Genomic DNA, 26143 nt, shown 5'->3' with positions numbered 1-26143 from the left:
GTGGGCGACGGGGTCAACGACGCCGCCGCGCTGGCTCAGGCCGATCTGGGGCTGGCGATGGGCACCGGCACGGACGCCGCGATCGAGGCCGCGGACCTGACGCTGGTGCGGGGCGATCTGCGGGTGGCGCCGGAGGCGATCCGGTTGTCCCGCAGCACGCTGAAGACGATCAAGGGGAACCTGTTCTGGGCGTTCGCCTACAACGTGGCCGCGTTGCCGCTGGCCGCGCTGGGGCTGCTCAACCCGATGATCGCGGGTGCGGCGATGGCGTTCTCAAGCGTGTTCGTGGTGAGCAACAGCCTGCGGCTGCGCCGCTTCAAGTGACCGCTGTCCCCATCTGACGGCCGGCGCCATCGAGGCGCCGGCCGCCGCGAACGCCGCGCCGAGCAGCAGCCAGCCGAGGGTGCCGCCGCCGAGCACCAGCGTGGTGAGCGCGACGGGCCCGAGCATCCTGGCCACGGCCACGCCGGTGCCGAAGAAGCCCTGGTACTGGCCCTGCTTGTGGTCGGGGGCGAGCCCGAAGCTGATCTCCCAGGACCCGGAGGCCAGCAGCATCTCGCTGAGGACCTGCAGGCCGGCCGCCACGAGCAGGAACAGCCACCCGTACGGGCTCAGTGCGAACACCGCGCAGGCCGCGAACATCACCAGACCCGCGTACCGCACCGACCGGGCGGCGGACTGCAGTCCCCTCACGCGCCGGGCCACCCGCACCTGGAAGAGCAGCACGGTGACGGTGTTGAGCAGCAGCAGGACCGAGACCATCCAGGTGGGCGCACCCGTACGTGAGGCGATCCAGAGCGGCACGATCAGGCTGAGCAGCGGCATGTAGAAGAGCATCACCGCGTTGATCAGCGTGATCAGCGCGTACGGCCGGTCTCTGAGCACCGCCAGCCGGGGGCCGGGCGCGGCCGGCGGGACCCGTACGGAAGGCAGCTTGAGCAGCAGCCCGGCGGCGACCAGGAAGCTCACGGCGTCGAGCGCGAACACCGCCAGATAGGCCGGCCGCGTGCCGAGGTGCAGGGCGAGCCCGCCCAGGGCGGCGCCGACGGCCAGGCCGCCGTTGAGCGTGGACTGCAGGACCGCCCGAACGACCGTGCGCTCCTCGGGGGCGATCAGCCCGGCGAGCAGGGCCTGGCGGGCGGCCGACAGGCCTGTCTGCGCCGTCCCGTACAGGCAGGCCACCAGCACGAAGAGCCCGAACGAGCGGACGAACAGGAACGAGGCGACCGCCGTGGCGGTCGTGAGCGCGAGCAGGACGGCGACGCCGCGCGGCCCGCGCCGGTCGGCGAGGTGGCCGAGCGGCACGCCGGCCACCATGCCGACGGCCCAGCCGAGGGTGAGGCCGAGGCCGATCTCGGTGGCCGACAGGCCGACGATCCTGGTGAAGTAGAACGCTGAGGTGACGAGATAGACGCCGTCGCCGATGGAGTTCGCGAGCTGGGCCTGAGCCAGGATGCGCCGGGGTGCCATACCCTCATCTTCGATCCCCCATTGTCCCGATATAAGATCCAATTTCCGGCAAAGTGATTGGGCCAAGTTGGACGTTCACATAAGCCTTCAAGGGCGGGGTGACCTGGCCGCACAGGTCTACCGGCAGCTGCTCGACGCCATTCTCGACGGCCGGCTCAGATCGGGCGAGCGGCTGCCTCCGACGAGGGAGCTGGCGCGCAGGCTGGAGATCTCCAGGAACACGGTCGCCGTGGCCTATGACCGCCTGGTCGCCGACGGGTTCCTGTTGGGACGGGCGGGGGCGGGCACGTTCGTGTCGGGGGAGTCGGTGCGCGGCAGGGCGGCCCCGAAGGGCGTGGTGCGGCCGAGGGCGTTCTGGCAGGGGATCGAGGCCCCGCGAGCCATGCGGGGAGCCCGGTACGACTTCCGCGTCGGCATGCCGGACCCGCACCTGTTCCCCATGGAGACGTGGCGCCGGCTGGTGGCCCGCGAGCTGCGGGTGAGCGCCGCCGCGTACAGCAGCCCATCCGGATATGAGCCGCTGAGAGAAGCTATTTCACGGCATATAGGAATCAGCCGCTCGGTCCACGCCGGCCCCGACGACGTGCTGATCACGAACGGCGCCCAGCAGGCGCTCGACCTCATCGGTCGCGTCCTGATCGAGCCGGGTACCTGCGTGGCCGTCGAGGAGCCCGGCTACCCGCCCGCCCGCCTGCTGTTCCGCTCGCTCGGCGCCCGCGTGGCCGGGGTGCCGGTGGACGAGGAGGGCATCGACGTCCGCGCCATCCCCGGCGCCGCCCGCATCGTGTACGTCACCCCCTCGCACCAGTTCCCCCTGGGCACGCCCATGTCGCCGGCCCGCCGCGCCGCCCTGCTGGCCTGGGCCGAGCGCCGCAGGGCGGTGGTGATCGAGGACGACTACGACAGCGAGTTCCGCTTCGGCGAGCGCCCGCTCGAACCCCTCCAGAGCCTCGACCGCGCGGGCCGCGTCATCTACGTGGGCTCCTTCTCCAAGACCCTGCTCCCCATGCTCAGGCTCGGCTTCCTCGTCGCCCCGGCCTCGCTGGCCCCGGCGCTGCGCGCGGCCAAGCAGCTGTCCGACTGGCACAGCGACGTGCCCGCGCAGGCCGCCCTGGCCCGCTTCATCGACGAAGGGCTCCTGTCCAGGCACATCAGGAAGGCGACCCGCGAGTACGCCGCCAGGCACGCCATGATCGCCGAAACGCTGGCGGGCGACGAGCGGCTGCGATTGGTCCCGTCCACCGCAGGCCTGCACCTGTGTGCCCGGCTCGCCCCGGATATAGAGGTACGTGCCGCGCCGGATCTCGCGGTGGAGCCGCTGGAGGCGTACTGCGGTGAGAGCCCGGCCCAGCCCGGCGTGGTCCTCGGCTACGGAGGCATCACCAGGGACGACATCCCCGAAGGACTCAGGCGCCTACGGATGTCGGCGGCTCCAGAACCGGCGGGCCCGCTCCCCTGACAGCTCAGGGTCGTCGGGCGGCGCCGGCTGCTGCACGATCACGACCGTGGTCCGCGCGTGGCGGGCACAGTACATGCTGGTCGAGGGCAGGAAGATGCGGCTGAGCAGCCCGCGCCGGCTCCGCCCCAGCACCAGCAGGTCGCCCTCGCGGGCCAGGTCGACGAGATGGTAGCCGGGATCGCCGACCCGGCCGATCACCGCCGTTCTGATGTCGTCGGGCACGCCGCCCGCGACGTCGTCGAACACGCCGGCGATCACCTCGCTGCAGCGCGCCTCCTCGCCGGCCCGGAGCGCGTGCTGGACGGGCAGAGCCTCGGGGAATGGGTGGACGGGCGCGCGGCTGACGTGTACGGCGACCAGGGCCATCCGGTGCAGCCTGGCCGCACCGATGGCCCAGGCAAGCGCCCAGCGCGAGGCCGGGGACTCGTCCACCCCCACGATCAGCCTCGCACCGCCGGGCAGTTCCTGTTCCACGGTGCCTCCTGTTAAGAAGTACGACCATAGTGCGCCCGCCGGTCTGTTACCGGGAGGTGGCACTTTTCGAACTATGGAGTCCCCCCGCGAACCCCGGCGTAGCATGCGGGGGTGGAACGAGGGTGGGTGCGACCCCGTCCCGCCCTCGACCGGCGGCTGGACGCGGCGCTGACGTACAGGCTCACCTCGCTCGTCGCAACTACAGGCTACGGGAAGTCGACTGCCCTGGCAGGGTGGAGCCAGGCCGTCGGCGCGGTGCTGCACCTGCTCGGGCCCGCTGACCGTGATCTTCCCACGCTGGCGGGAGCCGTGGCATCGGCTCTGTCGGAGCGGGTGGCCGGGTTACCCGCCGACCTGGTGACCGCCGCGGACGCCCCGCTCGGGCCCGACGCCGACGAGGTGTCCAGGGCCGCGGCGCTGGCGGGCGCGCTGGCCGAGGCGCTGGGCAGGCGGCTGCGGCGCGGCCTCGCGCTGGTCTTCGACGGCATCGACGCCATCGCGGGCGCCCCGGGCTCCGTGCGGTACGTGGAGACGCTGGTCCGCGTCGCCCCCAGGCACCTGCACCTGGTCACCGCGTCGCGGGCACCGCTGCCGTTCCCGACCGCCCGGCTGCGCCAGGACCACGAGGTGCTCGACCTCGACGCGACCGATCTCGCGCTCACCCCGGACGAGACGGCCGCCTGGGCGCGCGACCGGCTGGGCGAGCAGGGCGCGGCCGTCGCCGCCACGCTCCACGACGCCTGCGGCGGCTGGCCCGCCGCCGTGCAGGCCGCGCTCGACGCGCTGGCCCGCGAGGACCCGTCCGGCTGGCCGCGTACGGCCGCCGGGCTGGCCGCCAACTCCGCCACGCTCGAACGCCTCACGCTGGCCGCGTTCAAGGACCTGCCGCCGGCGATGCGCGAGCTGCTGCGGGCCGCCACCGTTCTGCCCGTGCTGACCTCCGGACTGGCCGCCACGCTCGGCGTGCCGCCCGACACGCTCGACTCGCTCACCAGCCGCGGCCTGTTCCTCGAGGCCGGTCAGGACGGCCACCGCCTGACCTTGACCAGCCGCCACGTGCTGGCCAAGCACGCGCCGCTCGACCGGCACGAGGCCCACGACGTGGCGGCGGTTTCGTCCCGCTGGTACGTCGAGCACGACCAGCCCGAGCTGGCCCTGCGGGCCGCCGTCGCGACCGAGCATCCGAGCCTGGCGGCCGCGCTCCTCGACTCGTACGGCCTGCGCCTGGCCGAGCGCGGGGACGTGGTCGCGGCGCTGGAGCTGCTGCCCGAGGCCGCCAGGAACGCGCCCACCATGATCAAACTGGCCGGCGTCGCCGAGCAGAACCGCGGCCAGTGGACCCGCGCCCGCGACCTGCTCGCCCGGGCCGCCGAGGGGCCGGCGTTCGACGCGTTCGTGGCCAGGCGGCTCGGCCTCATCGACCACCTGCGCGGCGACCTCGACGCGGCCCTGGCCGGGTACGCCAGGGGATACGAGTACGGCCTTCCGCCCGCCGACGCCGCCATGTGCGCCGCGTCCATGGCGTCGGTGCTCTGGCTGAAGGGCGACCGGGCAGGCTGCGCCGAGCTCGCCGACAAGGCGCTCGAACAGGCCGGCAGCCTGGGCGACCCGAGCGCGCTGGCCATGGCCAACACGGTCCTGGCCATGCTCGCCGCGCTCGACGGCGACCGCCGGGCCAACGACGCCCACTACCTGCGCGCCCTGGAGTACGCCGAACGCGCGGGCGACATCGTCCAGCTCATCCGCATTCACGCCAACCGGGCCTCCCGCCACGTGGACGAGGGCGCCTACGCCGAGGCGCTGGCCGAGACGGAGGTCGGGGGCCGGCTGTCCGACCTGGTGTCGTTCGCCCCCTATGCCGCCCTGAACGTCTCCAACCGCGCCAAGGCCCTGATCGGGCTCGGCCGCCTGGAGGAGGCGGCCACCGAGGCCGCCGACGCGGTGGCCAGGTGGGAGGCGATGGGCTCCCGCCTGGTCGGCACCGGCCTGAACCGGCTCGCCGAGATCAACGTCCTGCGCGGCGAGCGCAGGACGGCGGCGGCGATCTACCGGCGGATCATCGCCGACTCGGCGCCGTCGGGCGAGGTGCAGTCGCTGTCCAACGCGCTCAACGGCCTCGCCGAGCTGCTGGCCGACGACGATCCGGTCGAGGCCGCACGCGTCGCCGAGCAGGCGCTCGAACACGCCGAAGGCATCGCGGGGGTGACCGCCAGGGTCGTGGCCGCCCGCGTGGCGCTGGCGGGCGGGCGGCACGACGACGCCAGGGCGCTGCTCGACGAGACCGAACCCGTCGCGGTGAGCCGCAGGGATCACGCCTCGCAGGCCGCCATCGCCGAGCTGCGGGCCGAGCTGGACGGCGACACGCGGCCGGCCGACGAGGCCGTGCGCACGTGGACCATGCTCGGCGACCCGGTGGGACAGGCCAGGGCCGAGCTGGTCAGGGCGGCCCTGGCCGACCCGGCGACCGGCGGCGAGCTGGCGGCGGGGGTGCGCGAGCGCATGCACGCCATCGGCTGCCGGGCGCTCGACGACCGGATCGACGCGCTGATCGCCCGCGCCGCTCCCGCGCCGGGCGTGAAGGTGATCGTCGAGACAATGGGAACGTTCCGGGTGCTGCGGGGCGGCGTGCCGGTCCCGCGTACGGCCTGGCAGTCGCGCAAGGCACGCGACCTGCTGAAGATCCTGGTCAGCCGGAGGGGGAGTGGGATCGGCCGGGAGCGGCTGGTCGAGATCCTCTGGCCGGACCAGGAGGGTGAGGCGGTCGGGCTGCGCCGGCTGAACGTCATGGTGTCCACGCTGCGCGCCGTGCTGGATCCGGCGCACGAAAGCCCGGCGGACGAGATCGTGGTCTCGGACGAGGGCGCGTTACGGCTTGACCTGTCCAATGTGGACGTCGATGTCGAGAAATTTCTGGACCTGGTGGCTCAGGCCGTACGGCTGGATCAGGCAGGACGTACGGCCGAGGCGCTGGAGCGGTGGACGGCGGCCGAGAGCGCGTACGGCGGGGAGTTCTGCGAGGAGGACCCCTACGCGGACTGGGCCGTGGGGCTGCGCGAGCAGGCCCGGCTGGCCTACACGCAGGCGGCGGCCAGGCTCGCGGCGGCGCGGGCGGGCGAGCGGCGCTACGACGAGTCCGCCCGCTACTGGCTGCGGCTGCTGGAGCGCGACCGCTACGACGAGCGCGCCCACCTGGGCCTGGTACGGGTGCTCGACCTGGCCGGCCGCCGCGGCGACGCCCGCAGGCGCTACCACCTCTACGCCGAACGCATGCGCGAGCTGGAGGTCGAGCCCGCCCCGTACCCCACCTGAACCAGACCTGAACCGCCCGGCGAGATGGTTTCCAGATGAGAACGGTCATCGTCCGGCTGGTCGAGCCCGAGCAATCCGGCGGCCAGCTCCGCGGGCTGCTCGAAGAGGTGGGGGGCGAGCCGGTGCCGTTCAGCGGCACGGAAGCCCTCCTCGACCTCCTGCGTTCCGCCGCCGGATTGAGCAGCAACCCGACTTGAACCTCGCGCGAATCTCCGTGACGACGATGGGTGTCGAGAGGAGGCGCGATGAGCGAGCAGGGGAGCGGTTGGCCGTTCGTCGGGCGAGGGGGGCCGCTCACGACTGTGCGGGCGGCGCTACGGTCGGGAGCGGGCGTGATGATCGCCGGTGAGGCCGGGGTCGGGAAGAGCAGACTGGCGGCGGAGGCGCTGGCCGGGTTACCGGGGTACGCGGTGGTGCGCGCGCTCGGCACGGAAACCGCGTCGATGATCCCGTTCGGGGCGTTCGCGCACGTGCTGACGGGCCCGCCGGCGGGCGGCGAGAACCTGCTGAGCTGGGCCGCCCGCCACCTGCGCGAGCGCGCGCCGCGGGGCGAGCTGCTGGTCAGCGTGGACGACGCGCACCGGCTGGACCCGGCCTCGGCGGCGCTGGTGCACTACCTGGCGGACAGCGGCGCGGCGCGCGTCCTGGTGACGGTGCGGTCCGGGGAGCCGCAGCCGGCGCCGGTGGCCGCGTTGTGGAAGGACGAGCTGCTCGACAGGATCGAGCTGCCGCCGCTGACGAGGGCCGAGGTCGGGCAGGTGCTCGCGGGCGCGCTCGGCGGCGAGGTGGCCGCGGAGACCGTACGGCACCTCGCGCGGGTCAGCGAGGGGAACGTGCTCTACCTGCGCGAGGTCGTGCAGGCGGGGCGCAACGCGGGCTGCCTGACCGAGCGGGACGGGCAGTGGCGCTGGCGGGGTGAGCTGTCCATGACGACCAGGCTGCGCGAGCTGGTGGGCGACCGGATCGGCCACCTCGACGAGGACGAGCGCGAGGTGCTGGAGCTGGTGGCGTTCGGGGAGCCGCTGGGCACGGAGCTGCTGGTCTCGCTGACCTCGGCCCGGGCGGTCGAGCGGGTCGAGGACCGCGGCCTGGTCGTGGCCGTCAACGAGGGCAGGCGGGAGCAACTGCGGCTCGGCCACCCTCTCTACGGCGAGGTCGTCCGCGGCGGCTGCGGCACGCTGCGGACGCGGCGGCGGCTGCGGATGCTGGCCGACGCGCTGGAGGCCAGCGGGCTGCGGCGGCGCGAGGACGAGCTGCGCGCGGCCGTGTGGCGGCTGGACTCCGGCTCGGTCACGGCCCCCGAGATGCTGGTGTCGGCCGCCCGGCTGGCCTGGGGCAGGCAGGATCCCCACCTGGCCGAACGCCTGGCCAAGGCCGCGATCGACGCGGGTGGGGGCGTGGCCGCGGTCGCGGTGCTCGGCGAGGTGCTCATGGTGCTGGGCGACGCGGACGCGGCGCTGGCGGCGCTGCGGCGGGCGGCGCGCGACGCGGTCACCGAGGCCGACCGCGCCCAGCACGCCTTCAGCCTGGGGATCAACCTGGCGTGGGCGGGCGCGGACGCCGAGGCGTGCGAGGTGCTCGACCTGGCCGCCGTGACGCTGACCGAGCCCGTCTGGCTGCAGGAGGCGCACATCTACCGCGCCGTGACGGACTGCTTCGCCGGCCGGCTGACCGGGGCGGCGCGCTCGCTGGCGCGGTCCCGTTCGTACGGGCCGATGTCGCGGCGCGCCGACGCGCACGCGGCGGCAATGGAGGCGTGGGCCGCGGCGTACTCGGGGCGTACCGGGGAGAGCCTCGCCATCGCCGCGCGAACGCTGGAGAGCGTGGACAGCTGGCGGGACGAGGCGCCGCACGCGCTGCCGAGCTTCCTGGACGCGCTCTGCGCCGCCCAGACGTTCGCGGGCCTGCTGGAGGCGGCGGACCGGTCGGCGGAGCAGGGGATGGAGCTGCCGGCCGCCGAGCTGTCGGTGTCGGGGTTCGCGGCATATCGGGCGATGGTCGGCCGGTTGCGCGGGGACGTCGCGGGGGCGCTGCGCTGGTGCCGGGACGACCTGGCCAGGATGCCCGGGCGGGAGCCCTACCTGGGGCGGGTGCTGGCCGAGCAGGCGCACGCGCTGGCGCTGCTGGGCCGTACGGAGCAGGCTCGGGAGGCGCTGGCGGAGGCCGGCGCGACGGCGTCCAGGTGGGCTTTCACCCGGCAGCACGTGCTGCAGGCCGAGGTGTGGGTGGCGGCTTCCGGCGGCGAGCTCGACGAGGCGGTACGGCTGTGCCTCGCGGCGGCCGACCACGCCGAGCGGCACGAGCTGCACGGCGGCCTGATGTTCGCGCTGCACGACCTGGTACGGCTCGGAGCCCCGGACCAGTCCGCCAGGCTGGCCGGTCGGGTGGACGGCCCCCTGGCCGCGCTCCTGGCCAGGCACGCCCGCGCGATAGGCGACCCGGTCGAGCTCCGGGCGGTGGCCGGGGAGTTCGAACGGCTCGGGATGCTCCTGTACGCGGCCGAGGCCACGGCCCAGGAGGCGGCGGCGCACCGGGACGCGGGCCGCGGCACCCTGGCCAAGGGCGCGCAGACCAGGGCGTGGGCGCTGGCCAGGCGCTGCCCGGGTGTGTCGACCCCGGCGCTGGTGGAGCTGGCCACGCCCGAGCTGACGCCGCGCCAGCGGGAGATCCTCCAGCTCGCGGCCGCCGGGCTGACGAACCGGCAGATCGCCGACCGGCTCACGCTGTCCACGCGTACGGCCGCCAATCACCTGCAGGCGGCCTACGAGAAGCTCGGCGTGAACGACCGCACCCAGGTGGGCCGCCTGCTGGCGGCGCTTTAGATCAGTTTCAGCAGGCCGTCGTACAGCGCCCGCCGCTCGTCCTCGGCCAGCACCTGGTACGGCCGCGCGGCCCGCAGGTTGGTCTCCACCTCGATCCGCGCACGGATGGGCCCGTCCCGCAGGCCGACGATCTCGGCCGCGGACAGGCCCTCCGCCTGCCAGGCCCGGGCGTGGGCGTCGGCGCGGTGGTAGCGGAGGACGGCGAGCCGGTTGAACAGGAGCAGGCCCGGCCCGCTCCCCTCGGGCTCGTAGGGAGGTGCGACGAGTTCGAGCGCGCCGCCCGGCAGCCGCTCGGCTCCGTCGAGCACCCTGCCGGCCAGGTGGGCCAGCCGTGGCAGGTCCTGCCCTGCCCAGCTCCGCCCGGCGGCGGCGCCGTGCGCCTCGTACAGCTTCCGGATGAACGCCAGCCCCGAGGCCGTCGCCCTCAGCACCCCGTCGCCGTCCTCGGCCAGGGTGCCCTCGCTCAGGTGCTCCCGGATCCCGGCCTCTCGCTCGGCCGCGTCGCGGTAGCGGTAGAGGGCGCTCAGGCCGGCTCGGGTCAGCGGGCGCAGCGGCAGCACGAATCTGAGGTCGTACAGCAGCCCTGTGCTCACGCCGGTGGTCTCGGCCAGTGCGGTGATCGCTCTGCGGGCGGAGGCGTGCACGTTGACCTGGGCCGCGTCGATGACGGGCGCGATCGCCGCCGCATACTCAGATAGTTCCCGAATTTCCGGCATTGTCCGCCATTATGCCCGCGTTCGTCGGGTCGGGGCCCGTCATCTTCAGCCCTGCGTACGTCCTGCTGCTGACCCCGGCGGCGGGCCGCTGGTTCGATCGCTGAGCCCGGTGTCGCGCGTTCCGGCGATCAGACGAGTGTGTTCGCTGATCGCCGGTGCACGGCACCACGATCCGGGTCTTAGCCCTTGCTCCAGATCGCCGCGATGGTGCTGCCCTCGGTGTCCAGGACCTCGGGACGGTAGCCCAGCGCCTTCAGCTCGGTGGCCTTGAGCGTGTAGGTCAGCTTGGACAGGTTCAGGTACTCCTTCAGGCCGGTCGCGCTGCCCTTGCTCCACACGGTGGTGTAGAGCTTGCCGGGCTCGACGGCCATCAGGACGGGACGCAGCCCGGCCTTGGTCTTGGCAAGGAGCTCCTGGCCGCGCTGCGTGACCGTCTGGCCGGTGGTCACCTGCACGGCGCCGGTTGCGGCCCCGGCGACCCAGACGGCCGCGTAGAGGGGCTTCTCGACCGTGCCGTAGACGTCCAGCGAGGCGACGCTGAAGCCGGCCGCGCCGAGCTTGGCGTTGGTGGACGCGAAGACGTCCTTGGTCATGCCGAGCTTGGACTGGACCTTCTCGGTCGTCTTCTCGAAGACCGCCGCGAAGATGGCGCTGGGGCCCGTCCCCGTGCCGGTGATCATGGACGGCACGAAGCCGCTCTTCGCCTGCTCGGCGATGCGCGTCGGCAGGTCGGTCGCCGACAGGCCCTGCAGGACGCTCACCTTGCGGGTGGTGTCCTTGATCCAGACGGACGTGTACTGCGGGTTGGCGGCGTTGGTCACGCTCAACGCCTCGGGCACGTAACCGGTGCCGAGCAGCTCCTTGACCTTCTTGAGCTGCTCGGTCGGGTTGAGGCTATCGAGGGAGAGCCAGTCCAGCAGCGGCAAGCTCTGGACGCTCTTGGTGGTCTCGGTGGACTGCTGGGCGCTCGCCGGGGTCGCGATGGCCAGCAGGGGAGCGACTGTCGCCGCCACAGCCGCAGTGATGGCGACGGTCCTCGGGGTCCTCATGATCCTCCTCGGGTAAAGGGTGTCCGTTTCTGGACAGTGAGTGACCATAACAAAGGATGAGCGAGAGTTCACCGGATGTGACCACATACGCCGTAATCTGCGTCAGAAAGCTGGGGGCCCAGGTGTCAGGATGGCTGTCAACCCGGGGGTGGCAGGGATCGTTCCAACATCGTGAGGGTCCGGTACGGTTCCAGGCGTGAATGCGGGCATCATCGGGCAAGCCGCCGGTCTGTTCGCCGTGACCAACATCGACGACATCGTCATCCTGGCGCTCTTCTTCGCCCAGGGGGCCGGGCACCTGCGGATCGTCCTCGGGCAGTACATCGGCTTCGCCGGGATCCTCGTGGTCGCCGTCGCGGCCGCCTTCGGGGCCACGTTCCTGCCCGAGCCCGCCGTCCCGTACCTCGGCCTGCTCCCCCTCGCCCTGGGCCTCAAGGCGGCCTGGCAGGTGTGGCGCGACCGCGCCGACGGAGGCGACGACGACCCACCCGCGCGGAGCGGCGGGCCGAAGGCGCTGGAGGTCGCCGCGGTCACCTTCGCCAACGGCGGCGACAACATCGGGGTCTACGTCCCCGTCTTCGCCACGTCCGGCACCTCGGGCATGACCGTGTACGTGGTCGTCTTCCTGATCCTGGTCGCCGTCTGGTGCCTGGCCGGCAGGTTCTTCGCCACCCGCCCGCTGATCGCCGGGGCGCTCAGCCGATGGGGGCACATCCTGCTGCCCCTCGTCCTGATCGGGCTCGGCGTGGTCATCCTCGTGGAGGGCGGGGCTTTCGGCCTCTGAAGCCCGCTGAAGTCCGCCGAAAGCTGAAGATCGCGTGTCCTGGCAGCCCCGCGGCTACGCTCGCACCATGACAGCTACCTGGGAGCCCACGGCGGCGGGAGTGCTGCGGCTGCCCTCGGGCCGGCTCGTCCGCGGCCGAGGGCTGCGCCGCCCCCTCCCCGAGGGGCCGCTCCCCACGTTCGCTCTTTACCTGCTGGGCCGCCGGCCCCCGGCCGTCGACTGGGAGCACCGGTGGGTGCGCTGGCCCGACTTCTGGCTGCCGTCCGACCGGGGCGCGGCGGCCGGCGCGTTCCGCGAGGCGTGGGCCCGCGCCGAGTCCGAGCGGGTCGAGGTCGCGTGCGGCGGCGGCCGGGGCCGCACCGGCACGGCCCTGGCGTGCCTGGCCGTGCTCGACGGGGTGCCCGGAGACCGGGCCGTCGCCTACGTACGCGAGCACTACGACTCGCACGCCGTCGAGACCCCCTGGCAACGCCGCTACGTCGCCCTATTCGACGGTTCTTAGGATCTGCTCGATCGAGGTGGCGCGGGCGCGCAGCTCGGCCAGGTCGGCGGCCATCCGCTGCTGGGCGTCCATGGTGTTCTCGGCGAGCTGCTCGAACCGGCGCACGAGCTGCCGCAGGTCGTCCGCCTGATGGGCGTCGAGCTTGGCCTTGCGCATCTCGAACATCCCCACGGCGAAAAGGGCGATCAGGAAGCCGACCACGAGCAGCACCCCTAACGAGAAGATCGCCGCGGGCCAAGAATCGATCATCAGGAGTGCTCCTTGGGTCCTGGACCCTTCCCCGGGTCCGGCCTGGTGAGGGTCTTGGCCGCCTCGGCCAGCGCCGACGCGGTCAGGTGCAGGCTGAAATCCGCGACTTCGTAGTACTTCATGGCCTTGCCGTCGTCGGACAGCTCCAGGGTGCCGACGATCAGCCCGGCCGCCTCGAGCCGTTGCAGGTGCATGTGCAGGAGCGGGCGGCTCACCCCGATCTCGCGGGCCAGGTGGCTGACGTAGTCGCGCCTGTCCGCCAGCACCGCCATGATGCGCAGCCGCAGCGGGTTGGCCAGCGCCGCGAAGATCTCGACCAGGTCGTCACCTGTCGGCCCCGGCACTGTCATGGCTTCCCGTCACGTGTAATAATTTCCTTACACATGACCCTAGCACTCAGGTGGCGGTCCGGGAAAGCTCAGGGCTGGGGGTCCCCGCGCGTTCCTGCGGGGACGGCGACCGGGCGCCGAGGGCCAGTCCCAGGGCCAGGCAGACCAGCGGGATCGCCGGGATCACGTACCGTACGTCGAAGGCCGCCAGGAACGGCGGCGAGCAGACCAGCGCGAGCGCCGTGACCCCGGGCAGCAGCGCGTCCCACCGCCGCCGCACCAGCGCCGTCGCCAGCGCACCGACCAGGGCCAGCATGAGCAGCGGGAACGGCACGTACCCGAACCGCTGGTACGCCCGCAGCCACCCCGCGAACGGCTCCACGACCCGGGTGGCGGCCGGCCCGGCCTCGTACGACTCGGCGATGCCGCGTACCGACTCGCTCAGCGGCCGCTCCGCGGTGGGGAACTTGTACGGCGTCTTCTCGTCCACGGCCGTGCGCTCCCAGCGCAGCAGCTGCGTGAGGTCGGTCGCGACCGCCGCGGCGTACTCGCCGGGCTGGGCGAGGATGGCCGCCCTGGCGAACTCCCCGGCGAGCTGGTTGCGATTGGCCGTCCCCGGCACCTTGAGCAGGGGGGAGAAGCTCTCCCACAGCCAGTACGGCGGGTACGGGCGCTGCTCCACCGGCATGTTCGGGCAGAGCACGGCCAGCCGCTCCGGAGGCTTGATCACCGAGCAGTCGGCGAAGCTCATGGTCCTGGACCACAGGAAGTTCCCGTCCGCCTCGGTCAGCGCGAACTTCCCCTTCTCCACCTTCGCCCAGGTGGCGTACGCGCCCAGCGGGATCGCGCCCGCCACCACCAGCGCCACGAGCGGGCGCCAGCCGTACCGCCGGATCAGCAGGTAGGCGGCCGTGAGGATCAGCAGCGGCAGGCCGACCGTCCTGGTGATCCCGGCCAGGCCGAGCAGCAGGCCGCCGACGGCCGCCGTGGTGGGGGTGACGCGCCAGACCACGAGCAGGATCGCGACCGTGACCAGCACGACGAAGACCGCGTCCGCCATGATCATGTGTTCGAGCAGCACCAGGAACTCGTCGTACAGCAGCGGGGTGACCAGCAGGGCGGCGCCCCAGCCCGGCAGGCCGCGCCGCCTCAGCAGCGCGTACACCGCCACGGCCAGCGCCAGCATCAGCAGGTGCTGCAGGACCGTCACCAGCGTGAGGCTGTGCGCGGGGCGCAGCAGCGCCAGCAGCAGCGAGTATCCGGAGGGCCTGGTGGTGCCGGGGGTCAGCTCCTCGCGCAGGAAGGCGAACGAGTCGCCGTAGAAGAGGATCGACGGAGGGTATCCGAGCACGGCGAGCGCCCGCAGCGCGATCGCGGGCAGCAGGGCGATGACCAGGGCGCGATGTGCCAAGGTGGATCCGCTTCCTCGTGTGTCCGGGCCCCCACAATAGTGGGTGAACCGGGCATCAGCCTGGCCTGATAGGTCAGTTCTGCTCAGGCAGGGGATCGACGAGGATCGCCGGGTCCAGATTTCGCAGGATGCCGGGACGGTCGGTGAGGATCGGCCACTGGGTGGCCCGCCCGCATAAGATCACGTGGCCCGCGGTGATGTCGCTCGATCCGTCGAGGATCTCGGCGATGTCGGGCACCTTTCCCGCGGTGAGGTCGTCGACCTGGACGGCGGAGCTGCTGATCAGATCGAAGAGTTCGACTTTCGTGGCGAGCGGGACGATCGAATAGACGAGGGTGAGTGCGGTCGTGGGAATGCACAGCCCGCCGCCCCGATAAAGACACAGCGCCGCGATGCTGCGCGAATGATTCGTTTTGGCGACCGCGATGTCGACGAGCGCTCCCACGTCGAGAACGCGCCCAGGAAGCATGGTCAATCCTCTTGATTCCGATGCAGGCCGAGCCTGAGCATCATGTCGTCCGAAATCCGGTCCACCTTGAGGGCGTCGGCCGCTCTGTCGAGGTCGTCGCACTGCAGGTTCCAGCGTTGGATCAAGATGGTCGCGTGCGTCATGTTGCCCACTTCGCGCTCCACCGCGGCGCGAATCACATCGGAAATCATACGGCCATCGGAGCGCGCTTTTTGATGAACCGCATCAAGTGTCGCCTTGTCTAAATTTACGATGATTGATGCTGTTTCCCCGGATTGCGCCCTGGGTTCGGCGGAAAGGAGGGGAGCCGACATAGGCCAGGACGGTGCGGCGGGGGTGTCAGGGGCCTTGTCGTTGTCCGCGGAATTCCGCCGTGATGGAATGGGGATCGCCATACGCACGACGGTAGTCCCATAACGCCGCCGCCGATAGTCACCCATCGAGATCGGGTGGTCACAAGGGCCTCCGGAGGAGTCACATGTACCGCGTCACGGCGAAAGACGGCACGTCCATCGCGTTCGACCGGCTGGGCGTCGGCCCCGCGATCGTCCTGGTCGGCGGCGCCGCGGCCGACCGCTCGGCCAATGCGCAGCTGGCGCACGAGCTGGCGGAGCGGTTCACCGTCTACAACTACGACCGGCGCGGCCGGGGCGAGAGCGAGGACACCCTCCCGTACGAGGTCGACCGCGAGATCGAGGACATCGCCGCGCTCATCGCCGAGGCGGGCGGGGCGGCGCACCTGTTCGGGATCTCATCGGGTGGCGCGCTCGCGCTCGAAGCCGCCGCCACGGGGCTGCCGATCGCGAGACTGGCCGTGTACGAGGTGCCCTACGACGTGGCGCCGGACGGGCCGCGGCGCTCGCGGGAGTACACCGACCGGCTCCGCGCGCTGCTGGCCGCGGGTCGTCGCGGCGAGGCGTTCGCGCTGTTCATGGTGACGGCGGGCGCCACCCAGGAGATGGTGGAGCAGGCCCGCGAGTCGCCGATGTGGCCGGGCCTGGAAGCCATCGCGCCCACGCTCGCGTACGACGCCGCCTGCCTGGGCGACGGCCGCCCGCCCGCCGACCGCCTGCCCGGCATCGCCTGCCCCACGCTGGTGGCCACGGGCGGGGCCGGCGCCGACTCGTTCGTGGGCGGGGGCGGCGACTTCTTCGCCCGGGCCGCCGACGCGATCGCGGAGCTAGTCCCGGGGGCCGTGCGCGAGACCATCGAGGGCCAGACGCACATGGTGGACCCGAAGGCGCTGGCCCCGGTGCTCACCCGCTTCCTCGGACAGTAGACCCAGCACTACTGCCTGGCCCGCCAACCTGCGGATACCGTCAGAAAGTGCTCAACCGGACCGCGCTGGAGGCGCTCACGCAGCGGCCGCTGCCTTTCCTGGGCTCCGCGTGGCCCTGGCGGTGCGCGGCGTACCTGCTGGCCAGCGCCGTCCCCGGCGTGGCCGTCGGGGCCGCGGTGTTCGCCACGATCCCGCTCGGCGTGGTCGCGGCCCCGGTCGTGCTGGCGCTGTGCCTGCCGCTCGTCGCCTGGTTCGAGCGGCGCAGGCTGCGGCTGGTGGACGGCGTGCCGCTGCCCGAGGTGCCCGGCGGGCGCGGGCGGGAGGCCGGGCTGGCCGTCATCACGGTGCTCGCGCTGTGGTGGATCGACCTGATCATGCTGGGGTTCACGGTGGGCGGGCCGGTGGTCCTGATGCTCTCGCCGGTCGTGCAGCCCGAGGCGGAGCCCGGTGTCGCCGCCGTGGGCTCCGTGGCGGGCGTGCTGCTGCTGCCCGTCGCCGCGTACACGATCACCGCCTGGGGCGGCGCCCGTGGGGCGATGGTACGCGCGGTGCTCGCTCCGCAGGGCTCCGAGCTGAACGAGGTGCTGCGGTCACGGGCTCGGCTGGTGGACGCGTTCGAGACGGAGCGCCGCAGGATCGAGCGCGACCTGCACGACGGCGCGCAGCAGCGGCTGGTCTCCCTGTCGATGGCGCTCGGCATGGCCCGGCTGGACCTGCCGGACGACTCGCCCGCGGGGCGGATGGTCGGGCAGGCACACGAGGAGGCCAAGCGGGCGCTCGCCGAGCTGCGCGAGCTGATCAGGGGCGTGCACTCGCAGGTGCTCACCGACCGCGGGCTGGGCGCGGCGGTACGCGACGTGGCCGGGCGCTCGCCCGTGCCCGTGGACGTGGACGTGGAGCTGGCCGGCCGGTTGCCCGCGCCCGTTGAGGTGACCGCGTACTACGTGGTCAGCGAGGCCCTCGCGAACCTGGCCAAGCACAGCCGGGCCACCAGGGGCGCCGTCACCGGGCGGGTCGAGGGCGGCACGCTGGTCGTGGAGGTGCGCGACGACGGCGTGGGCGGGGCCGACCCGGCCAGGGGCACGGGGCTGACCGGGCTGGCCGACCGGCTGGCCGTGGTGGACGGGAGGCTGTCCCTGTCGAGCCCGATCGGCGGTCCGACCCTGATGAGAGCGGAGATACCGTGCGCGTAGTGATCGCCGAGGACGCCGTCCTGCTGCGGGAGGGCCTGGTCGGGCTGCTGGAACGCTTCGGCCACACCGTGGCCGCCGCGGTCGGCGACGCGCCCGCCCTGCTCGCCGCCGTCGCCGAGCACCGCCCCGACGCCGTGGTGACCGACGTGCGCATGCCGCCCGGCTTCGCCGACGAGGGGCTGCGGGCGGCGCTGGAGCTGCGCGAGCGGCATCCGGACCTGGCCGTCCTGGTGCTCAGCCAGTACGTCGAGCAGACCTACGCCGCCGAGCTCCTGGAACCGGGCGCCGGCGCCGGGATCGGCTACCTGCTGAAGGACCGCATCGGCGACGTGCGCGAGTTCGTCGACGCGCTCGACCGGGTGGCCGCCGGGGGCACGGTCGTGGACCCGGAGGTGGTCCGCCAGCTGCTCAGGCGGCGCCGCGACCCGCTGGCCCGGCTCACCCCGCGCGAGCAGGAGGTGCTCGGCCTGATCGCCGAGGGCCGGACGAACGCGTCGATCGCCAAGGAACTGTTCGTCACCGAGGCGGCCGTGGCCAAGCACATCGCGAACATCTTCGCCAAGCTCGACCTCCCGCCCGCCGCGGACGGGCACAGAAGGGTGCTTGCGGTGCTCGAATACCTCAAATGACGCGGCTTGAAAGTAGGGTTCGTTGGCATGAACGAGCAATGGCAGGAGGTCGGCGACCGGGTCTACGTCCGGCGCCACAAGTCGTACGACATGAACGTGGGTCTGGTCGTGGGCGACGGGCACTGCCTGGTCCTCGACACGCGCGCCTCACACCGGGAGGCCGGTGACCTGGTCGAGGCGGTCAGGAGGATCACCGCCAGCCCGTGGACGGTCGTCAACAGCCATTCCCACTTCGACCACTACTTCGGCAACGCGATCTTCCGCCCCGCCGAGATCTGGGGCCACGTCAGGTGCGCCGAGGAGATCGAGCAGTACGGCGAGGAGCAGCGCGCCGTAATGATCAAGGGGCGGCCCGAGCAGCGTGAGGAGTTCGAGGAGATCACGATCGTGCCGCCGGACCACACGTTCACGAGCGCGGCCAGCCTCGACATCGGCGGGCGGATCGTGCATCTGCAGCATTTCGGGCTCGGGCACAGCAGCAACGACGTGGTCGTGCACGTGCCGGACGCGGGCGTGGTGTTCGCGGGCGACCTGGTGGAGGAGGGGGCGCCGCCGGCGTTCAGCGACTCGTACCCGCTCGACTGGCCGCTCACCACGGCGGCGATGCTGGCCGAGCTGCCCGACCAGGTGATCGTGCCGGGGCACGGCGCGGTCGTGGACCGGGCGTTCGCGCAGGCGCAGCAGGCCGAGCTGGCCCTCGTGGCCGAGCTGGCCAGGCGGGCCCACGTGGAGGGGCTGCGTGACCTGATCAAGCTCTTCCCCTATCCGGAGGACGTGGCCAGGCAGGCGATCGAGCGGACCTTCCTGCAGCTGGATGTCTGAGTTATATTGCAAAGTGCAATATGGATGGAGGCATCATGGCGCAACGCCACAGCTTGGTCGGCCTGACCGTGCTGGCCCTGCTCACCGTGCGCCCGAGCCACCCGTACGAGCTGCACCGGTTCATCATCGACACGCACAAGGACTACATCACCGGCCTGCCGCGCAGCCTCTACCACGCGGTGGAGCGGCTGGCCAAGGACGACCTGATCGTCCCTTCGAAGACCGACCGCGAGGGCCGCAGGCCCGAGCGCACGGTCTACGAGATCACCGATGAGGGCCGCAAGGAGCTGGTCACCCGGCTGCGGCAGCTCCTGGAGAAACCCGATCCCGACCGGCGCGCCTTCGTCGCGGCCGTCTCGCTCATCGGTTGCCTGCCGCTCGCCGAGGCCCAGCGGGCGCTGCGCGGGCGCGCGGCCACGATCGAGGGCGTCCTCGCCGGGATGGAGGCCCACCTGCGAGCCATGGCCGACAGCGGCCTGCCCGCGATCCTCATGCTGGAGGTGGAGTGCGAGCAGGCGCTCTACACCGCCGAGCTGGGCTGGATCAGGGGGCTGCTCGACCGGCTCGACAAGGGAGAACTCGACTGGGAGACCACAGTCGAGATGTGAGAAGGCCGCCGAGGTGCGCCAACACCCCGGCGGCCGGAAATCCGAACAAGGCGCCTGCCCTGCCCGAACTCGCATTCACAGGATAGGCGCCGCGACACAGGGAGCAGTGCCATGTCCACAGAGATCGTTCGGCTGCTCGCGCGGATCGCGGAGACCTGGAACTCCGGGGACGCCGAGGGTTACGCCGGTCTCTTCACCGAGGACGCCGACTACATCACGTTCTTCGGTCAGCACCTGGAGGGCCGGCAGGCCATCGAGGAGGCCCACCGCGAGCTGTTCAAGCTCGACATCAAGCTCGAAGGGGGCGGCGGCGAGCCGCTGATCAAGCCGCTCACCGACGACGTCGCGCTGGTGATCGTGGGCGGCGGCTCGTCCGTGAACGGCGCGGCCGACCCGAGCCGCCGGTCCGTCATCACGCTGACCGCGCTCCGCACGGCCGAGGGCTGGCGCTTCGCCTCCTTCCAGAACACGCGGGTGAGCGCGCCGTGAGCAGGCGGCTCATCGTCGAGGTCACCGGAGTGATCGAGGCTCCGGTCGAGCGGGTGTGGCCGGAGATCGTACGCGCCATACCGAGGACGGAGCTGGGCGAGCACGTCCTGGCCTACCAGGGCGGCTGGTGGTACCGCGGCGAGTGGTCGGTCACCCCCGACCACGGGGGCACGCGCCTGGTCCACCGCGTCTACGACGTGGCCGGCCACCACTGGGCCGTCGCCCTGGCCAACCGGCTGTTCATCGGGTTCCGCGAACGTACGCGCCGGTCGTTCGCCGAGGGCCTGGCCGACATCGGAACCCGGTTGGGGTGCGCCACCAGGCTCGCCTAGGCTGCCGGTCATGGAATGGGGACCGCTGACGGCGGACGACGCCGAGGCTCTGGCCGAGCTCTGGGCCGCCATGGAGGCCGAGGACAGGACCGGCGAGGTCCACGACGTCGACGACGTGGCGGAGCAGGTCTCCAGCCACCTCATCGATCTGGACACGGGCACGCTCGCGGCCAGGGACGGCGACCGGATCGTGGCCTTCGGCTACCTCCCCGTCAGGCAGACCGCCGACGACCTGCACATGATGCGCCTTTCGGGCGGCGTGCACCCTGCCTACCGCGGGCAGGGGCTCGGCAGGAACATCATGGACTGGAGCATCCGGACGGCGCCGGGGGTGAGCGAACGGGCTCACCCCGGCGTCCCTCTGGAGCTCCACGTCGACGTCCCCGACGGCCGGTCCGACCTCGCCGCGCTGGTGGAGGGGGCCGGACTCACGGCCGTACGGTGGTTCGCCCGCATGGAGCGGAGCCTGCCGGGCGACCTGCCCGCGGTGCGGCCGCCGGACGGCGTCTCCATCGTCGCCTGGTCGCCCGAACTGGACGAAGGCGCCCGCCTCGTGCGCAACGAGTCGTTCCTCGACCATTGGGGCAGCGTGCGGCACACGTCCGAGAGCTGGCGCGCCATGATGACCGGCTCCAGGAACTTCCGCCCCGAGTCGTCGTTCGTGGCCCTGGCCGGCGGCCGCCCGGTCGGGGTGCTGATCACGCACTTCTTCGAGGCCGCCGCCCGGTGCGGCGAGCGCCAGGCGTGGATCCAGATCATCGGCACGCTGCGGGAGTGGCGCGGCAAGGGCGTGGCGAGCACGCTGATCGGGCACGCCCTTGCCGCGTTCGGAGATCAGGGCTACGAGAGTGCCGGGCTCGGGGTGGACGCCGACAACCCCACGGGGGCCGTGAACGTGTACGCCCGCGCCGGCTTCGAGATCACCAAGCGCAGCACCACCTACGCGTTGCCGATCAAGCCAGCCTGATCTTCCCCTTCGAGACCTTGATCTTCTTGCCGGCGAGCGGCTTCTTGGCGGGGCCGTTCACCACCGCGCCCGTCGAGGCGCTGAACTTGCTGCCGTGGCACGGGCAGTTGATCGTGCCGCGGCTGACGCTCGCCACCGTGCAGCCCTGGTGGGTGCACTTGGCGCTGAAGCACTTGTAGACGCCCTTCCTCGGCTGGGTGATCACGTACTTGCCCTGGACGATCTTCCCGCCCCCTACCGGGATGCTCTTGGTGGTGGCGAGGACGGGCTTGGCCGCCTCCGCTTCCGCCTCTGCCGGGCGCGGCCACAGGAACACGACTCCTGCGCCCGCGGCGCTGCCTCTGGTGATCAATGCGCGGCGTGTGAGCATTGTTGCCTCCTTCAACCACTCACACGTTTGCAGATCTTCAGTGGTTCAGGGGAAATTTGGCGATAAATCCGGAATCTGCGTACACGAGCGTGCCGCCGTGCAGGTGCGCGATGTCCCGCGCGATCGGCAGCCCCAGCCCGGCGCCGCCCGCGTCCCTGGCACGCGCCTCGTCCAGCCTGGTGAACCGGGCGAACACCGCCTCCCGCTGCTCCGGCGGGATCCCGGGCCCGTCGTCCCGCACCTCCAGCACGGCCTGGTCCTCCTCGGCGCGTACGAGCACCCGCACGGTGGAGGCGGCGTGCCGGACGGCGTTGTCGGCCAGGTTCGTCATCAGGCGGTCGAGGTGGGCCCGGGAGCCCTTCATGACCACGTCCGGCTCGATGTCCAGCTCCAGGCGCACCTCGGGCCGCCGCCTGGCGCGTACCGACTCCTCGGCGGCCACCTGGCCGAGGTCCAACTCGGCCGCGCGCAGCGGCTCACCCGCGTCCAGCTTGGCCAGGATGAGCAGGTCGGCGGCCAGGGACTGCAGGCGTTCGACGTCGGCCAGCGCCTCCCTGGTCAGCTCGCTGGGCTCGGCCAGCTCCAGGCGGGCGCGCAGGGTCGCGATGGGGCTGCGCAGCTCGTGCGCCGCGTCCGCGACGAACCGCTTGTGCGTGTCCACGGCCGTCTCCAGGCGGTCGAGGGTGCCGTTCACGGTGGTGGCCAGGGAGGCGATCTCGTCCTTCGAGCCGGGTACGGGCACGCGCTGGTGCAGGTCGCGGGCCGTGATGTCGGCGACCTTGGCCCGGATGGCGGCCACGGGGGCCAGCGCGCGGCCCACCGAGATCCACGTCATCCCGGCCACGACGAGCAGCACGGCGGGCACGCCGGGCAGCAGCGCGCTGTAGAGCGTCTGCAGCGCCTTCTCGGTGCCCTCCAGGGGGACACGCGACCAGAGCATGGCGGGGCCGCCCACGGTGGCCACCTCGACGCCGGCGACGGCGTACTTCTGCGGCGCCGCCCACTCGGTGGCCGAGGCGCTCTTGTCGTCGGTCAGCAGGACGTCGGGGTCGGCGATCGCGGCCGTCGTGCCGTCGCGCAGCTGGACCGTGCCGCTCTTCCCGACGATCGCGAGCGGCTCGCCGTGCTTGGTCACGTCTTTGGTGATGGCGATCGAGCTCTTGTCGAGAGTGTCCGCGGGCGCCGTGACGCCGGGTGAGAGCGGAGTGGCGCGCGCGAAGTCCAGCGTCTGCGCGTACGGCGCCGCCGCCACGGCCTTCCTGGTGGCCTCGGCGTCGGCGTTGTTCTCCAGCGTGCCGCGCAGCACCGCCACCAGCGCCAGCGCGGCCAGGCCCAGGGCGAGGGCCACCACCAGGGTCGCGGCGGCGGTCGCCCGCAGCCGTACGGACGAGAGCGCGGCCGACGCTTTGCGCAGTGGGCTCATGCCGCCTCCAACCGGTAGCCCGCGCCGCGGACCGTCATGAGCGTCGTCCGCCCGAAAGGCGTGTCGATCTTGCGGCGCAGGGCGCTGATGTAGACCTCGACGATGTTCGGGTCGCCGTCGTAGGAGAAGTCCCAGGCCTGGGCCAGCAGTTCGCCCTTGGACACGACCTCGCCGGGGCGGCGGGCCAGCGCGTGCAGCACCGCGAACTCCTTGGGCGTCAACCCGATCTCCACCTCGCCCCTGCGGCACTTCAGCGCCGCCGGGTCCACCACCAGGTCGCCCACGGTGATCGACACGGGCCGCTCCCGCCCGCCCCGCCGCACCAGCGCCCGTAACCTGGCCAGCAGCACCACGTACGAGAACGGCTTGGCCAGGTAGTCGTCGGCCCCGTTGTCGAGCGCCTCGGCCTCGTCGTAGATGCCGTCCTTGGCCGTGAGCATCATGATCGGCGTCCAGTCGCCCGCCTCGCGCAGCTTGGCGCAGACGGCGTAGCCGTTCATCCTGGGCAGCATCACGTCCAGGACGATCACGTCGTACGTGTTCTCGGTGGCCATCCACAGGCCGTCACGCCCGTCGTGGGCCACGTCCACGGCGAAGCCCTCGCCCGCCAGGCCGCCCTTCACCAGGTCGGCCAGCCGCTCCTCGTCCTCCACCAGTAGCACTCGCACACCGACCAGGGTGCCTCAGGTCACCTAAAGCCAACCTGAAGATCATTTAGGGCCTCTTCAGGATCACTTCAGGTACGCCGGGCCAGTCTCGGAGGCGTTCGACCGATCTCAGTGAGGAGAACCCATGTTCAAGCGTCGTCTCGCGCTGCTCGGCGCGGTCGCCGTACTCGCCATCACCGGCCTGACCGGCTCCGCCATGGCCGACGAGACCCCGGGCACCGCCGGCGCGAAGGTGACCTGCAAGACGGCCGACGGCAAGACCGTCGAGTTGGCCGAATTCGCGCGGACGGCCCCGGCCGGCAAGATCGTCGGTCCTGACGGCAAGGTGCGCGAGTTCAAGCCCAGCGACACGGTGAAGGTCGACGCCCTTCCCGACGGCGAGGCGCCGCCGCTGGACGGGGCCCGGGCCGGGACCGTCACGCAGGAGGGCGAGGGGCTGGCGGTGACGAAGGCCGTGCCCGTCCCGGAGGACGGCGAGATGCTGGAGGTGACCAAGACCGTGCCCCTCCCGGAGGACGGCAAGCTGCCCGACAGCGTGCAGGCCATGCCCGCCCAGCCCGCTCAGCCGGCGAAGCCCGGCGAGAAGCTGGACGCGCCGTCGGTCGGTATCAAGGCGGTAAAGATCATCTGCGAGAAGACCGACTAGGTCATTCCGAGAAGGACGGGTGCGGTCCGAGCGCCCAGTACTCGTAGAGGCCGTGGCCGACGAGCCCGTCGTACTCGAAGCGCCCGACGGCGTCCACCATGCCCCACATTCTGGCGGCGTCGTCGGGCAGCCGGTACGTCACGCCCTGCACGACCGGCCCCTCACCCTGGTACATGCCGTGCTTCCAGTCCGGCTCCAGGCCGTACCCGGTGCCGACCATGAGGTGCACCGGCAGGATCGGGGTGCAGCGCACGTCGAACGGCTTGCCGCCGGGAGGCGAGAAGGTGATCGTGGCCTCCACGACGTCGCGGGTGCCGGGGGCGTAGACCGGGCGGTAGTCCGGTCTGCCGAGGTATTCCTCCTCGCGGCCGTCGGGCCAGACGCGTACGGCCTCCTCCAGCATCCGGCGGCCGCGCTCGTCCTCCTGGATGATGCAGAGGATGGCGTGGTCGTCGAACTGCATGGGTGTGTAGAGCCAGTAGAACGTGCCCGCGTTCTTGGTCTGGATGCCGGGCGGCTCGGGCTCGCCGACCGGTCTGATGCCCCAGGAGCGGTCTCTGGTGCCCTGCCAGCGGTCGGGCGTGACCGGTATGTCCTGCTCGCCGATCCTGATATTTCCGGACCAGCGCCCCGTCTGTGCCAGGCGTACCGAGTCGAACATGACCCGCTCCTGCCACCGCAGGAAGTGCCGCGGCTCCAGCGTCGCCGGGATCGTGCCCTCCCAGAGCAGGTCGAAGGACAGGCCATGCTCGTTCGGCTCCAGGACCACCCTGAGCCGCTTGAGCCCTTCGAGCACCTCGACGCGGAAGGGGCCGATCTCCGTGTTCATCCGGTCGGTTCCCAGCTCGCGGGAGGCCCGTACGACGCGGTGCAGGTCTCCGTGGCGTACGCAGGCGAAGGCGTCGGTGACGCCCAGGTTGGGGTACTGGCCGAGGCCGACGATCAGCATGAGCTCGTCGGTGCCGGGGTGGCAGTTGAAGTAGTAGCGGTCGTAGAAGTTGCGGTCGGAGGTGGCGACGTGCCGCATGACCTGCGCGGCCTGGTGGACGGGGTAGTCGTCTAAGGGAGACAGCGCCATGCCGGGTTTGTAGCAAGCGCTTGGTGGTTCGTCAACGGGGGTCCGGAAACGGGAAGCGCGCCCTCGGGATCAACCGAGGACGCGCTTCCCTTCCGGCAGCACCGGATCAGGACATCTTGCGAGATGCCTCATCTGCCTTGTCGGACACACGGCCCGCCATCCGCTCCGCAGACTCGGCGGTCCTGTCGGCCTTCTCACTGGCCCAACGTGACGCATCGGAGGCGGAGTCCTTCATATGCTCGGTCCACTGCTGGGCGTTGCGGCGGTAGAACATGTAACCGATCGCCCCCACCGCGAGGCCGGTCAGCAGAACGAGCGTCGGCCATCGCCGCGACCGCGTGGGCGTGGGGTCGATCTTCCTGGCCGCCGTGATCAGCATGGAGCTGACCCTGGGAGCGACCTGATCCTCGAACCCGTGCGCCGCGGAGTGAATCCGTGGCGCCACCCAGTAGCGGGCGTCCTCGAGGCGCTGGGCGGCGGCCATCTTGGCCTGGTCCGCCACGGGCGCCATCAGGTGGCCGGTTCGCACGGCCCGGGCCTTCATTCGGCCCGTCCACGTGGCGGGTACCTCTATGACCACGCGGCGTCTTTTCATT

At 72.0% G+C, this 26143-nt stretch carries 30 protein-coding genes; 16 read left to right on the top strand and 14 right to left on the bottom strand.

The genetic code is table 11. The features are described from left to right. On the top strand, positions 1 to 324 hold a 324-nt coding region (locus AB0J87_RS46055), incomplete at its 5' end, for an HAD-IC family P-type ATPase (protein WP_363977561.1). Here AB0J87_RS46055 and AB0J87_RS46050 read toward each other — a convergent pair. Next, a complete protein-coding gene (locus AB0J87_RS46050; RefSeq protein ID WP_363977558.1) occupies positions 274 to 1470 on the bottom strand; it encodes an MFS transporter in 1197 nt (398 codons plus the stop codon). The genes AB0J87_RS46055 and AB0J87_RS46050 overlap by 51 nt on opposite strands. 67 nt (positions 1471 to 1537) lie before the next feature. On the opposite strand from AB0J87_RS46050, the gene AB0J87_RS46045 reads away from it, so the two are divergent. After that, the gene (locus AB0J87_RS46045; protein WP_363977555.1) at positions 1538 to 2929 is read left to right on the top strand and encodes a PLP-dependent aminotransferase family protein; all 1392 of its coding nucleotides are present in this window, start codon (positions 1538 to 1540) and stop codon (positions 2927 to 2929) included. On the opposite strand, the gene AB0J87_RS46040 is transcribed toward AB0J87_RS46045, so the two are convergent. Then, the gene (locus AB0J87_RS46040; protein WP_319715898.1) at positions 2885 to 3403 is read right to left on the bottom strand and encodes a universal stress protein; all 519 of its coding nucleotides are present in this window, start codon (positions 3401 to 3403) and stop codon (positions 2885 to 2887) included. The two genes, AB0J87_RS46045 and AB0J87_RS46040, sit on opposite strands and share 45 nt — an antisense overlap. A 126-nt stretch (positions 3404 to 3529) precedes the next feature. Here AB0J87_RS46040 and AB0J87_RS46035 point away from each other — a divergent pair, with 126 nt between their 5' ends. Genes AB0J87_RS46035 through AB0J87_RS46025 form a run of 3 tightly spaced genes read left to right on the top strand, consistent with a single transcriptional unit; the run spans position 3530 to position 9534 of the window. After that, complete coding sequence (locus tag AB0J87_RS46035) at positions 3530 to 6712, top strand: BTAD domain-containing putative transcriptional regulator (RefSeq protein ID WP_363977552.1); 3183 nt, start codon at positions 3530 to 3532, stop codon at positions 6710 to 6712. A 35-nt stretch (positions 6713 to 6747) separates the two neighbouring features. Further along, entirely contained in the window at positions 6748 to 6909 is a 162-nt protein-coding gene (locus AB0J87_RS46030) for a hypothetical protein (protein WP_363977549.1), read from the top strand. A 48-nt stretch (positions 6910 to 6957) separates the two neighbouring features. Continuing rightward, positions 6958 to 9534, top strand: coding sequence for a LuxR C-terminal-related transcriptional regulator (locus tag AB0J87_RS46025; protein ID WP_363977546.1), 2577 nt, complete (start codon positions 6958 to 6960; stop codon positions 9532 to 9534). On the opposite strand, the gene AB0J87_RS46020 is transcribed toward AB0J87_RS46025, so the two are convergent. Both AB0J87_RS46020 and AB0J87_RS46015 read right to left on the bottom strand, forming a co-directional pair. After that, positions 9531 to 10250 carry a hypothetical protein gene (locus AB0J87_RS46020; protein WP_363977543.1) on the bottom strand — a complete coding sequence of 240 codons (720 nt, stop codon included), beginning with the start codon at positions 10248 to 10250 and terminating at the stop codon, positions 9531 to 9533. The genes AB0J87_RS46025 and AB0J87_RS46020 overlap by 4 nt on opposite strands. Before the next feature lie 179 nt (positions 10251 to 10429). Next, positions 10430 to 11299, bottom strand: coding sequence for a hypothetical protein (locus tag AB0J87_RS46015; protein ID WP_363977540.1), 870 nt, complete (start codon positions 11297 to 11299; stop codon positions 10430 to 10432). A gap of 196 nt (positions 11300 to 11495) precedes the next feature. On the opposite strand from AB0J87_RS46015, the gene AB0J87_RS46010 reads away from it, so the two are divergent. After that, the gene (locus tag AB0J87_RS46010) at positions 11496 to 12083 is read left to right on the top strand and encodes a cadmium resistance transporter (RefSeq protein WP_363977537.1); all 588 of its coding nucleotides are present in this window, start codon (positions 11496 to 11498) and stop codon (positions 12081 to 12083) included. A 67-nt stretch (positions 12084 to 12150) separates the two neighbouring features. Then, positions 12151 to 12585, top strand: coding sequence for a protein phosphatase (locus tag AB0J87_RS46005; protein ID WP_363977534.1), 435 nt, complete (start codon positions 12151 to 12153; stop codon positions 12583 to 12585). Here the strand turns inward: AB0J87_RS46005 and AB0J87_RS46000 are convergent. From AB0J87_RS46000 to AB0J87_RS45980, 5 genes are all read right to left on the bottom strand, one after another. Continuing rightward, positions 12568 to 12834, bottom strand: coding sequence for a hypothetical protein (locus AB0J87_RS46000; RefSeq protein WP_185069681.1), 267 nt, complete (start codon positions 12832 to 12834; stop codon positions 12568 to 12570). The genes AB0J87_RS46005 and AB0J87_RS46000 overlap by 18 nt on opposite strands. After that, the gene (locus AB0J87_RS45995) at positions 12834 to 13184 is read right to left on the bottom strand and encodes a winged helix-turn-helix domain-containing protein (RefSeq protein WP_363977531.1); all 351 of its coding nucleotides are present in this window, start codon (positions 13182 to 13184) and stop codon (positions 12834 to 12836) included. Before AB0J87_RS45995 ends, AB0J87_RS46000 begins: the two co-directional genes overlap by 1 nt. Before the next feature lie 46 nt (positions 13185 to 13230). Next, positions 13231 to 14574 carry a hypothetical protein gene (locus AB0J87_RS45990; RefSeq protein WP_363977528.1) on the bottom strand — a complete coding sequence of 448 codons (1344 nt, stop codon included), beginning with the start codon at positions 14572 to 14574 and terminating at the stop codon, positions 13231 to 13233. A 73-nt stretch (positions 14575 to 14647) separates the two neighbouring features. Beyond that, positions 14648 to 15019 carry a hypothetical protein gene (locus AB0J87_RS45985; protein ID WP_363977525.1) on the bottom strand — a complete coding sequence of 124 codons (372 nt, stop codon included), beginning with the start codon at positions 15017 to 15019 and terminating at the stop codon, positions 14648 to 14650. Between the two features lie 26 nt (positions 15020 to 15045). Next, positions 15046 to 15438, bottom strand: a complete 393-nt coding sequence (locus tag AB0J87_RS45980; RefSeq protein WP_363977522.1) for a hypothetical protein — start codon at positions 15436 to 15438, stop codon at positions 15046 to 15048. Positions 15439 to 15521: 83 nt separating this feature from the next. Between AB0J87_RS45980 and AB0J87_RS45975 the strand changes: the two genes are divergently transcribed. The 8 genes from AB0J87_RS45975 to AB0J87_RS45940 all read left to right on the top strand — a co-directional run bounded on the left by AB0J87_RS45975 (position 15522) and on the right by AB0J87_RS45940 (position 21362). Then, positions 15522 to 16322, top strand: coding sequence for an alpha/beta hydrolase (locus AB0J87_RS45975; protein ID WP_363977519.1), 801 nt, complete (start codon positions 15522 to 15524; stop codon positions 16320 to 16322). A 47-nt stretch (positions 16323 to 16369) separates the two neighbouring features. Next, complete coding sequence (locus AB0J87_RS45970; protein ID WP_363977516.1) at positions 16370 to 17515, top strand: histidine kinase; 1146 nt, start codon at positions 16370 to 16372, stop codon at positions 17513 to 17515. Then, on the top strand, positions 17506 to 18144 hold the full coding sequence (locus AB0J87_RS45965; protein ID WP_363977513.1) for a response regulator transcription factor: 639 nt from the start codon (positions 17506 to 17508) through the stop codon (positions 18142 to 18144). The genes AB0J87_RS45970 and AB0J87_RS45965 overlap by 10 nt, the downstream gene beginning before the upstream one ends. Positions 18145 to 18171: 27 nt before the next feature. After that, entirely contained in the window at positions 18172 to 18966 is a 795-nt protein-coding gene (locus tag AB0J87_RS45960; protein ID WP_363977510.1) for an MBL fold metallo-hydrolase, read from the top strand. Between the two features lie 35 nt (positions 18967 to 19001). Continuing rightward, a complete protein-coding gene (locus AB0J87_RS45955; protein ID WP_363977507.1) occupies positions 19002 to 19574 on the top strand; it encodes a PadR family transcriptional regulator in 573 nt (190 codons plus the stop codon). Between the two features lie 111 nt (positions 19575 to 19685). Then, positions 19686 to 20063 carry an SgcJ/EcaC family oxidoreductase gene (locus AB0J87_RS45950; protein ID WP_363977504.1) on the top strand — a complete coding sequence of 126 codons (378 nt, stop codon included), beginning with the start codon at positions 19686 to 19688 and terminating at the stop codon, positions 20061 to 20063. Continuing rightward, positions 20060 to 20395 carry a hypothetical protein gene (locus AB0J87_RS45945; protein WP_363977501.1) on the top strand — a complete coding sequence of 112 codons (336 nt, stop codon included), beginning with the start codon at positions 20060 to 20062 and terminating at the stop codon, positions 20393 to 20395. Before AB0J87_RS45950 ends, AB0J87_RS45945 begins: the two co-directional genes overlap by 4 nt. Before the next feature lie 10 nt (positions 20396 to 20405). Continuing rightward, entirely contained in the window at positions 20406 to 21362 is a 957-nt protein-coding gene (locus AB0J87_RS45940) for a GNAT family N-acetyltransferase (protein WP_363977498.1), read from the top strand. Here AB0J87_RS45940 and AB0J87_RS45935 read toward each other — a convergent pair. From AB0J87_RS45935 to AB0J87_RS45925, 3 genes are read right to left on the bottom strand one after another with little or no spacing between them, the layout of a single operon-like run. Continuing rightward, entirely contained in the window at positions 21349 to 21732 is a 384-nt protein-coding gene (locus AB0J87_RS45935; RefSeq protein ID WP_185069693.1) for a Rieske (2Fe-2S) protein, read from the bottom strand. The two genes, AB0J87_RS45940 and AB0J87_RS45935, sit on opposite strands and share 14 nt — an antisense overlap. Positions 21733 to 21769: 37 nt before the next feature. Further along, positions 21770 to 23155, bottom strand: a complete 1386-nt coding sequence (locus AB0J87_RS45930; RefSeq protein WP_363977494.1) for an ATP-binding protein — start codon at positions 23153 to 23155, stop codon at positions 21770 to 21772. Beyond that, positions 23152 to 23823 carry a response regulator transcription factor gene (locus AB0J87_RS45925; protein ID WP_363977491.1) on the bottom strand — a complete coding sequence of 224 codons (672 nt, stop codon included), beginning with the start codon at positions 23821 to 23823 and terminating at the stop codon, positions 23152 to 23154. Before AB0J87_RS45925 ends, AB0J87_RS45930 begins: the two co-directional genes overlap by 4 nt. 124 nt (positions 23824 to 23947) lie before the next feature. Between AB0J87_RS45925 and AB0J87_RS45920 the strand changes: the two genes are divergently transcribed. Beyond that, complete coding sequence (locus AB0J87_RS45920) at positions 23948 to 24469, top strand: hypothetical protein (RefSeq protein WP_363977489.1); 522 nt, start codon at positions 23948 to 23950, stop codon at positions 24467 to 24469. A gap of 1 nt (position 24470) precedes the next feature. Here AB0J87_RS45920 and AB0J87_RS45915 read toward each other — a convergent pair whose 3' ends face one another. Together AB0J87_RS45915 and AB0J87_RS45910 are read right to left on the bottom strand one after the other, a co-directional pair. Continuing rightward, the gene (locus AB0J87_RS45915) at positions 24471 to 25547 is read right to left on the bottom strand and encodes a hypothetical protein (protein ID WP_363977486.1); all 1077 of its coding nucleotides are present in this window, start codon (positions 25545 to 25547) and stop codon (positions 24471 to 24473) included. Between the two features lie 106 nt (positions 25548 to 25653). Then, entirely contained in the window at positions 25654 to 26076 is a 423-nt protein-coding gene (locus tag AB0J87_RS45910) for a YtxH domain-containing protein (RefSeq protein ID WP_363977483.1), read from the bottom strand. Positions 26077 to 26143 lie beyond the last annotated feature (67 nt).

The organism is Nonomuraea sp. NPDC049625, from assembly GCF_040675285.1.
In the GTDB taxonomy this organism is placed as follows: Bacteria; Actinomycetota; Actinomycetes; order Streptosporangiales; family Streptosporangiaceae; genus Nonomuraea; species Nonomuraea angiospora_A.
The sequence above is the reverse complement of the archived record's forward strand: the minus strand, read 5'-3'. Positions and strand labels throughout refer to the sequence as shown.

What these genes read in the sequence shown, in the direction of transcription:
- AB0J87_RS46030 (WP_363977549.1), top strand. Translation starts at nt 6,748, where the DNA reads ATGAGAACGGTCATCGTCCGGCTGGTCGAGCCCGAGCAATCCGGCGGC.
- AB0J87_RS46020 (WP_363977543.1), bottom strand. Translation starts at nt 10,250, where the DNA reads ATGCCGGAAATTCGGGAACTATCTGAGTATGCGGCGGCGATCGCGCCC.
- AB0J87_RS45940 (WP_363977498.1), top strand. Translation starts at nt 20,406, where the DNA reads ATGGAATGGGGACCGCTGACGGCGGACGACGCCGAGGCTCTGGCCGAG.
- AB0J87_RS46025 (WP_363977546.1), top strand. Translation starts at nt 6,958, where the DNA reads ATGAGCGAGCAGGGGAGCGGTTGGCCGTTCGTCGGGCGAGGGGGGCCG.
- AB0J87_RS46000 (WP_185069681.1), bottom strand. Translation starts at nt 12,834, where the DNA reads ATGATCGATTCTTGGCCCGCGGCGATCTTCTCGTTAGGGGTGCTGCTC.
- AB0J87_RS45995 (WP_363977531.1), bottom strand. Translation starts at nt 13,184, where the DNA reads ATGACAGTGCCGGGGCCGACAGGTGACGACCTGGTCGAGATCTTCGCG.
- AB0J87_RS45920 (WP_363977489.1), top strand. Translation starts at nt 23,948, where the DNA reads ATGTTCAAGCGTCGTCTCGCGCTGCTCGGCGCGGTCGCCGTACTCGCC.
- AB0J87_RS45950 (WP_363977504.1), top strand. Translation starts at nt 19,686, where the DNA reads ATGTCCACAGAGATCGTTCGGCTGCTCGCGCGGATCGCGGAGACCTGG.
- AB0J87_RS45960 (WP_363977510.1), top strand. Translation starts at nt 18,172, where the DNA reads ATGAACGAGCAATGGCAGGAGGTCGGCGACCGGGTCTACGTCCGGCGC.
- AB0J87_RS45955 (WP_363977507.1), top strand. Translation starts at nt 19,002, where the DNA reads ATGGCGCAACGCCACAGCTTGGTCGGCCTGACCGTGCTGGCCCTGCTC.
- AB0J87_RS45980 (WP_363977522.1), bottom strand. Translation starts at nt 15,438, where the DNA reads ATGGCGATCCCCATTCCATCACGGCGGAATTCCGCGGACAACGACAAG.
- AB0J87_RS46015 (WP_363977540.1), bottom strand. Translation starts at nt 11,299, where the DNA reads ATGAGGACCCCGAGGACCGTCGCCATCACTGCGGCTGTGGCGGCGACA.
- AB0J87_RS46050 (WP_363977558.1), bottom strand. Translation starts at nt 1,470, where the DNA reads ATGGCACCCCGGCGCATCCTGGCTCAGGCCCAGCTCGCGAACTCCATC.
- AB0J87_RS45975 (WP_363977519.1), top strand. Translation starts at nt 15,522, where the DNA reads ATGTACCGCGTCACGGCGAAAGACGGCACGTCCATCGCGTTCGACCGG.
- AB0J87_RS45935 (WP_185069693.1), bottom strand. Translation starts at nt 21,732, where the DNA reads ATGCTCACACGCCGCGCATTGATCACCAGAGGCAGCGCCGCGGGCGCA.
- AB0J87_RS45915 (WP_363977486.1), bottom strand. Translation starts at nt 25,547, where the DNA reads ATGGCGCTGTCTCCCTTAGACGACTACCCCGTCCACCAGGCCGCGCAG.
- AB0J87_RS45930 (WP_363977494.1), bottom strand. Translation starts at nt 23,155, where the DNA reads ATGAGCCCACTGCGCAAAGCGTCGGCCGCGCTCTCGTCCGTACGGCTG.
- AB0J87_RS46005 (WP_363977534.1), top strand. Translation starts at nt 12,151, where the DNA reads ATGACAGCTACCTGGGAGCCCACGGCGGCGGGAGTGCTGCGGCTGCCC.